Here is a 6,951-nt window from a genome sequence, read left to right on the forward strand (position 1 = left end):
TTATGACTGAAAGTATAAAAAAGGTACTTATTATTGAGGACAATATGGGAGACTTTGTGCTTATCTCTGATTACTTAGAAGAGGTATTTAGCAAACTTTTGATTGACCAAGTCAAGACATACAAAGAGTTTCTCAAAAAAAATCCTACAGAATATGATGTGATACTGCTAGACCTTAGCTTACCTGATAAAGATGGTGAAAACTTAGTCAATGAGGTACTTATGTATTCAGAAAATGTGCCAGTGATAGTCTTGACGGGATATTCAGATAAAGGATTTGCGATAAAATCCATAAGCTTAGGTACAGCAGATTATTTGTTGAAGGATGAAATGAAACCTGACATTCTCCAAAAAAGCATCATTTATGCCATAGAAAGGAAGAAGGTCTTCAACCAATTGGAAGATTCTGAAAAACGCTACAGAGAACTATTCCATTTGAGTCCACTTCCAATGTATGTAATTGATAAAAATTCCTATAAGTTTTTGGATGTAAACAGAACAGCCATTTCACATTATGGCTATACCAAAGATGAATTTTTGGATATGACTGTTTTTGATATTCGTCCAGAGTCTGAAAAACAAAGAGCAATGGATATAATTTCTGGTGATGGTGAAGGTTCGGAAATGAAAAACCCGGGTACATTCAAACACACCAAGAAGAATGGTGAAATGATCGATGTGGAAATAAGCTATAACGAGATTGACTTCAAAGGGAGAAAAGCCCTCCTAGTATTGGCAAATGATGTAACTCTAAAATACCAATATATCGATGCTATCGAAACACAAAACACCAAACTTAAGGAAATTGCATGGATTCAGTCACATGTGGTCCGTGCGCCATTGGCAAGGTTGATGGGATTAGTTAACATTATTAGTTTGGAAGGAGAGGATCCTGAACTGAGTAAAGTGGAAATTCTACAGCATATTGTAAATTCTACCCAAGAATTGGATAAAATCATCAGAAATATCACCAACAAAACAGAGCAAATAAATATTGACGAAATACAATGAAATATGAAATTCTAATTGTTGATGATGAAAAAATTATTATCAAACTTGTGAAGCATCTTGTAATCAAAAGTGAACTTCACCAAGATCCAAAAGGGTTTCTTGGTGGAATTGAAGCGCTAAACTACTTGAGCGAGTTAGAGGATACTAGCATCACCCAAATCATCTTATTAGATATCAACATGCCCGATTTTGATGGATGGGATTTTTTGGATTTGTTGGAAAAAACCCAAATCAGAATCCCTTATCATGTGATCATCATCACTTCATCCATCAATAAATCTGACAAGCAAAAGGCCAATCTGTACAAGTGCGTTTCGGGATATCTCGAAAAACCTGTAAGCATGGAAAACATGGAGGAAATCAAAAATTTAAGCAGACTTTCAAATTTCTTTGAACCACAATAAAGATGTGAATAGTTGGTCTTTATTCAACCACTCTTGAATTGAAATAAGCCTCCGCTTCTGAATTTATGTAAATTTTTCCTATTCTTTTTCTTAACCCTTATTCTTGACACTCTTTCTCATCCTAAGATCACTTGGGACTTTTTTGTCACATCTTGATCTTTTTTCATACTTTATGTGAAGACCTTCGAGGTTTTTAAAACCTCAAAGGTCTTTACAGTTACTCAATTGTAGGTTATCGTCGCTAGCTTCTACCTTCTCTTTACTTCCTTAGCAGATTTAACATTCCCTTTCTAGTCTCTCCTGTTTCCTTCACTTCCACAGTCCAGTAATAGGTACCTGTCGGCAGTTCCATATCATTTAAAGTCCCATCCCATCTTACATCAGGGTTTTGGGTATAGAATAGGCGCTTTCCACTTCTTTCGAAAACTTGTATTACTACCCCAGAGTAGAATCTCAATTCTTGGACACCCCAAGTATCATTGATTCCGTCATCATTTGGTGTAAAGCTGTTTGAAATTTCAATTTGGCTTACGGAAATTCTATTTCTTATTATTGTAAATTCCTTTTCAATAAGATTTCCATCTCGATCTTGAACTTTTACCAAAATTCGAAAGCTTGTCTTTCCATCAGCCCTAGATTCAGAACTCCAAACCAAGACACCATCCCTGATTTCAAAATATACATTGTCATAAGCCAAATCAGAAAGTTTAATCTCGTGTTGATCATCTACTGGATCAATGATCGTAAAACTACCAACAACAACCTCAACCCCACTCTTATCTCCATCAAAAATATTATTAGACAAAAGGATATCTTCAGGACTTGGCTTGGATAATACTTCAACCTGAATATTTGATTGTATTTGATACGCATCAAAAAGTCCTGGAGATAATTCAATACTTCCCAAAACTTCATAAACACCTCTTTTGAAAATATCTAATTTTGATTTATCCCAATTGACATCCAATCCTACAATCTTTCCTGATCCCAATACTGCCACCAAAGAATCCGGCAATAAGGAATCAATGCCCTGATATCCCCAAGGAATCTGAAGATCTGAAATATTCATAAACATAATCGGTGAGCGATCTCCAATGTAATCGGCAACTCCATCCTGATCAGAATCCAAATAACTAATTGGGTCTAGTGGATTTGTATTTTGAATTGTTTCGATATAATCAGGAACCTTATCACCATCTGTATCCAAATAATCAGCAGCGTCTTTTGGATCAGTTCCTTCTCTTATTTCAATAATGTCAGGAACCCCATCATCATCAGAATCCAACCTGTTGGTAGCTACTGTGAATACTGAAGATTTCGAACCTTTAAGGCTATAGCTTTTAAGGAAAACAGTTGTATCTTGGATTTTCTGATCATATTCCATCATCCAATCTACCCCATCTCTTCTCATCAGTGATTTAAGTTTGAAATCCGAAGGTTCTGATTCTTTAGTCCACGACAGTTGTAAATCAACTTTTTCATCACCTTCTTTCGAATTCAATGAACCCACTTTCCAAAAAAACGGCAATGCTTCTGCTTCATTCAAATCTTCCATTCCTATCGAAAAAGCTCCGGATTCAGAACGGTTAAATATTATAATATCTGCTTTGCTTCCAATACCAACTTGTATAATAACTTTTTCACCATTTTTTAAAACTCTGGTCTTTAGCAATGCCTCCGGACTAAGCAATTGAATAAAATCAGACTGAGTCAACTTGACTCTTTCAGCTTGGACAATTTGACTGTTGTCCTTGAGTTTTACGTCAGGAGCAGAAAAAATCACCGCATCTCCCATCAAACTAAGCTTTGCATCCCTGACCAAAGTTAGGTTCTGCGACAAAGCCTCTTCAGTGAAAAAGAAGGAAATGAAAATTCCTAAGAATATTTTGGAGTATATTTTCATGTTCTATAAGCGTTTTCCAGATTTATTATATTCAAGAACTTATGAATAGTGATTTTTTAAAAATTTAAATTTTATCAAACTTATAGAAAACCACAGAATTGCGTGTTCTTAAGCTTTAATGAAATCAAGTTCATATTACTATCAAATAACATTAGAATTTAATTTTAAAGATTTTCAAAAGATTAAGTAGTTTGTTCAGTCATCAAAAAGAATTGATTTTTAGAAGCCTCCTACTCTTGTTACCCTCCAATATGTCCCATCAAAAACAAGAGTAGTATTTTGATTTGAATCAATATTTATTCCTCCACTTGCTACAAATTTTTGAATTCCAGTATTGTTGGCACTATTAAAATTCAACAAGGATAGCCCTGTACAGCAATTTGAAGTTTGATTATTGACGGAATAAATATGTATTATTTGCCCAATCACACCTCCTTGTAATCCATAAATAGTAGTCCATGTTGAATTTGGTTTAACGAATATAATAGAGGCATTTGAAACGTTATAGTTATTCAATTCAGACCATTCAATTGTAACTGTTTTTAAAACTGTAATATTAGATGTTTGTGTAGGAGTAGTCCAAGAAGTTACTCCAGTACCATTAGTTGTTAAAACCTGTCCATTCAGTCCATCTGTATTAGGTAGCGTAATGGCACCTGTAGTAATTTTACCAGAAGTTTTAACATCTGTGATTGAAGTATTTCCGAGTTGGATTGTATTGCTTTCAGAAACTTTCGCATTAAAACCGATAGCTGTTGCATTAGTCATCGAACTGCTAGGTGCATTCTGATCCGTTTTTGCACCTAAAAACGTGTTCGAACTTCCTGTATTTCGCATTCCAGCTTCATATCCCAAACCTGTTACTTCATTTATAGAATTCCCTAATAACAATGAGCTTCTTCCCACAGCAGTATTATCAGAGCCATTATTTGAAGATAATGAAGCTGCACCAATAGCTATGTTATTGGCTCCATTGTCATTGGTTGACAATGTTGATGCACCAATTCCAATATTATAATTGGCCGAGGTATTATTCGATAAGGCATTATTTCCTATTGCAATTAAAAATTGACCAGTAGTATTATTAACTAGGGTGTTTTCTCCCATAGTTATATTTTGACCATTTATTTGACCATTCCCTTTACCAATTGTTAAACCATTTACATTAATATCACTACTGAATGTTTTTGCTCCTACAACTGTTTGATCACTTATCAAATCCATAAAATCATTGCTTGTAGCAGAAGCAGGAGTTAGCCAAGTCACTAAACCAGCACCATCTGTTGATAATACTTGACCTGATATACCATCTGAATTTGGGAGTGTAATTGTCCCTGTGGTAAGTTGGCCTGACGTTATGATATTTTGAGTCCCAAAGTTTGGATTGATTTTGACTCCTGCAATTTCGGCAGATGCACTTATATCAATATTGGTAATTGTTCCATCTAAAATCTTTGCAGTAGTAATCGAAGCATCAGCAAGCTTGGCGGTTGTCACTGCATTTTCGGCGATATCAGCAGTCAGGATAGTTTCATCCAAAATCATGTCACTGTTCACTTTGTTTACTCCAATGGCACTTACTCCTAAACTATTAAGAGTTATATCTCCCGATATTGCAACTTCTTTTGCTTCATTTGATGAATTTCCAAGGTAAATTCTTCCCTCTTCAAGAGTGTTGATTGTACTTATTGCCTCTGCGTTTGCCATAGCCTGAAAATCGAGCTTTTCATCAGCATCCTTTAAAGAAATTGCAGTACTTAGGTAGTTTGTTGTCTCTTTCGCAACGTAAGTACCATCAGACTCCAACCCTGCACCAACTTGGGTTGTATTCAGCTCTGATTGTACATTTCCAGTAATTGTATTCAAAGTGGCAACTTTCCCATCTACAAATGTCTTCACAGCTTTCTCAGTCGGAAACTTGGTATCTGTTTCATCAGCAAGTGTGACATCAGACGACTTGTTTGAACTATCTTCTTTCAAGGCAATGTTTGTGGCATTGGCTTGAATGTCAGTGGTGTTTGCCGAAACTGCCGTATTCAAAGTCGCAATATCTCCTGCATTTGCAGATATCGCTGTTTTGTTTTGGCCAACTTCCGTATTCAAATCACTGATGTCTTCGCTATTTGCTGTGATCTTATCTGTGTTGGCTTGAATGTCTGTTGTGTTGGCCGAAACTGCCGTATTCAAAGTCGCAATATCTCCTGCATTTACAGATATCGCTGTTTTGTTTTGTGCAACTTCCGTATTCAAATCACTGATCTCTTCGCTATTTGCTGTGATCTTATCTGTATTGGATTGAATGTCAGTGGTGTTTGCCGAAACTGCCGTATTCAAAGTCGCAATATCTCCTGCATTTGCAGATATTGCTGTTTTGTTTTGCCCAACTTCCGTATTCAAATCACTGATGTCTTCGCTATTTGCTGTGATCTTATTTGCGTTGGATTGAATGTCAGTGGTGTTTGCCGAAACTGTAGTATTCAAAGTCGAAATATCTCCTGCATTTACAGATATCGCTGTTTTGTTTTGGCCAACTTCCGTATTCAAATCACTGATGTCTTCGCTATTTGCTGTGATCTTATCTATGTTGGCTTGAATGTCTGTTGTGTTTGCCGAAACTGCCGTATTCAAAGTCGAAATATCTCCTGCATTTGCAGAAATCGCTGTTTTGTTTTGGCCAACTTCCGTATTCAAATCACTGATGTCTTCGCTATTTGCTGTGATCTTATTTGCGTTGGTTTGAATGTCTGTTGTGTTCGCCGAAACTGCCGTATTCAAAGTCGCGATATCTCCTGCATTTGCAGATATCGCTGTTTTGTTTTGTGCAACTTCTGTATTCAAATCACTGATGTCTTCGCTATTTGCTGTGATTTTATCTGTGTTGGCTTGAATGTCAGTGGTGTTTGCCGAAACTGTAGTATTCAAAGTCGCAATATCTCCTGCATTTGCAGATATCGCTGTTTTGTTTTGCCCAACTTCCGTATTCAAATCACTGATATCTTCGCTATTTGCTGTGATCTTATCTATGTTGGCTTGAATGTCAGTGGTGTTTGCCGAAACTACCGTATTCAAAGTCGCAATATCTCCTGCATTTGCAGATATCGCTGTTTTGTTTTGGCCAACTTCCGTATTCAAATCACTGATGTCTTCGCTATTTGCTGTGATCTTATCTGTGTTGGCTTGAATGTCAGTGGTGTTTGCCGAAACTGTAGTATTCAAAGTCGCAATATCTCCTGCATTTACAGATATCGCTGTTTTGTTTTGGCCAACTTCCGTATTCAAATCACTGATATCTTCGCAATTTGCTGTGATCTTATCTGTGTTGGCTTGAATGTCAGTGGTGTTTGCCGAAACTACCGTATTCAAAGTCGCAATATCTCCTGCATTTACAGATATCGCTGTTTTGTTTTGTGCAACTTCCGTATTCAAATCACTGATGTCTTCGCTATTTGCTGTGATCTTATCTGTGTTGGCTTGAATGTCAGTGGTGTTTGCCGAAACTACCGTATTCAAAGTCGAAATATCTCCTGCATTTACAGATATCGCTGTTTTGTTTTGTGCAACTTCCGTATTCAAATCACTGATGTCTTCGCTATTTGCTGTGATTTTATCTGTGTTGGCTTGAATGTCAGTGGTG

At 36.5% G+C, this 6,951-nt stretch carries 4 protein-coding genes; 2 read left to right on the plus strand and 2 right to left on the minus strand.

The features are described from left to right. Positions 1-2: 2 nt before the first annotated feature. Entirely contained in the window at positions 3-1,010 is a 1,008-nt protein-coding gene (locus MM236_RS03175) for a PAS domain S-box protein (protein ID WP_241273483.1), read from the plus strand. Next, positions 1,007-1,414 (plus strand): response regulator, encoded by a 408-nt coding sequence (locus MM236_RS03180; RefSeq protein WP_241273484.1) that lies wholly within the window; start codon positions 1,007-1,009, stop codon positions 1,412-1,414. Before MM236_RS03175 ends, MM236_RS03180 begins: the two co-directional genes overlap by 4 nt. A 259-nt stretch (positions 1,415-1,673) precedes the next feature. Here MM236_RS03180 and MM236_RS03185 read toward each other — a convergent pair whose 3' ends face one another. Both MM236_RS03185 and MM236_RS03190 read right to left on the minus strand, forming a co-directional pair. Further along, positions 1,674-3,317: a T9SS type B sorting domain-containing protein gene (locus tag MM236_RS03185; RefSeq protein WP_241273485.1), complete on the minus strand. Its 1,644-nt coding sequence runs from the start codon at positions 3,315-3,317 to the stop codon at positions 1,674-1,676. A 219-nt stretch (positions 3,318-3,536) separates the two neighbouring features. Continuing rightward, positions 3,537-6,951 (minus strand): beta strand repeat-containing protein (locus tag MM236_RS03190; protein ID WP_369415183.1); only part of this gene is annotated, 3,415 nt, incomplete at its 5' end.

Origin of the sequence: Belliella calami, assembly GCF_022549695.1 — a bacterium.
GTDB classification, from domain to species: Bacteria; Bacteroidota; Bacteroidia; order Cytophagales; family Cyclobacteriaceae; genus Belliella; species Belliella calami.

Excerpts from the sequence above, each read along its gene's own strand:
- MM236_RS03175 (WP_241273483.1), top strand. The coding sequence starts at position 3 with ATGACTGAAAGTATAAAAAAGGTACTTATTATTGAGGACAATATGGGA.
- MM236_RS03180 (WP_241273484.1), top strand. The coding sequence starts at position 1,007 with ATGAAATATGAAATTCTAATTGTTGATGATGAAAAAATTATTATCAAA.
- MM236_RS03185 (WP_241273485.1), bottom strand. The coding sequence starts at position 3,317 with ATGAAAATATACTCCAAAATATTCTTAGGAATTTTCATTTCCTTCTTT.